The following is a 1,403-nucleotide window of genomic DNA, read 5'->3' on the forward strand; positions in this document are numbered from 1 at the left end:
GCCCTACCTTTACCATCCATTGATATTTTCACCTCATTTTCTTGAAGTACCCTCACAAAAACCTCAGATGTAAACTGGAATTGCAACTTAAAAGTGGAGACTTTTTATGCTGCTAATTTTTGTTTTGATCGGTAGAACATTTCCATTTCATTTGGCGTTCTATATCCAATTGCAGAATGTATCCTTTTGGCGTGGTAAAATCCTTCAATGTACCTGAACACCTCTAGCTTTGCAATCTCCCTGTTGACAAATTTATGATGGTATATACATTCTGTTTTTAGGGTCTTGAAAAAGCTTTCAGCTACAGCGTTATCCCAGCAGTTACCTTTACGGCTCATGCTCTGTTTTATACCGCTTTTATTTAGCATGAGCTTAAACTCATCACATGCATATTGAATCCCTCTGTCGGAATGAAATATCAGTCCCGGTTTTATCCCTCTGTTTTTTATAGCCATTGCCAATGCCTTAACCGTGGTATTACCTGCAGTCATGTCATTACTAAATGACCATCCAACAACTTTCCGATCGGCCAGATCAATAACCGTAGTAAGGTAAGTCCAGCCGGAAGCAGTCTTTATATAGGTAATGTCACCAACCCATTTTTGGGATAATGCACCCGCTGAAAAATCTCTACCGAGGAGATTTTCAGCTACCCCGTACTTATGGCTAGAATCGGTAGTCACCTTATATTTCCTTCGTATCTTGCTTCTTAAATTCAATTTCTTCATTAAGCGCGCTACATATGACCTGGATACCAGCTTGTTCTTTTTCTTCAGTTCATGGGTAATGCGGGGACTTCCGTATATCTGATGGCTGTTCTCATATTCCTGTTGTATCAGAGCGGAAAGTTCCGCTGTCCTTTTCTCCCTCATACTTTGTGGTCTGATAAGCCACTTATAAAATCCGCTGCTGCTAACTTTGATTGTATTGCACATCTTTTCAACTGGAAAGATATTTATATGTTCACGTATGAACTCATATTTTCTCAGTCTCCCTTGGAAAAGATGGCCACCGCCTTTTTTAAGATAGCGTTCTCTAATTCCGCATCCCGCAATCTTTTCTTTAGCTCCCTGATTTCTTGCTCCTGCGGTGTCAATTTGTCGTTTTTAGGTAATATTGTACCCCCATTATATCTGGGATCCATACGCCATTTACTTAGTCTACTGGCGTCCATGTCCAGTTCTTTTGCTGCTTCTAATACCGAACCTTCGCTGTAAGAAAGCTCTACTGCCATTTTCTTAAAGGAATCGTCAAATACTCTTTTCATCTGTTAACAAATTTAAATCTATTTTTCAAATCTGTCTCCACCCAAAGGTAGCAACTCCAGTATGGTTTTCAGGTTCATGAGCTTATACAGCCTACGAACACGCTTCTGCCCAATGAAATAACCCAGATCCTGCCTC

2 protein-coding genes are annotated in these 1,403 nt (G+C 40.2%); both read right to left on the reverse strand.

Going from position 1 to position 1,403, the window contains the following annotated elements:
• Nucleotides 1-104: 104 nt before the first annotated feature.
• Nucleotides 105-1,097, reverse strand: coding sequence for an IS3 family transposase (locus FXV77_RS21860; RefSeq protein ID WP_394344157.1), 993 nt, complete (start codon nucleotides 1,095-1,097; stop codon nucleotides 105-107).
• Nucleotides 986-1,267 carry a transposase gene (locus FXV77_RS22690; RefSeq protein WP_394344156.1) on the reverse strand — a complete coding sequence of 94 codons (282 nt, stop codon included), beginning with the start codon at nucleotides 1,265-1,267 and terminating at the stop codon, nucleotides 986-988. The genes FXV77_RS21860 and FXV77_RS22690 overlap by 112 nt, the downstream gene beginning before the upstream one ends.
• Nucleotides 1,268-1,403: the final 136 nt, after the last annotated feature.

Origin of the sequence: Sphingobacterium phlebotomi (assembly GCF_008180195.1) — a bacterium.
Classification (GTDB): domain Bacteria; phylum Bacteroidota; class Bacteroidia; order Sphingobacteriales; family Sphingobacteriaceae; genus Sphingobacterium; species Sphingobacterium phlebotomi.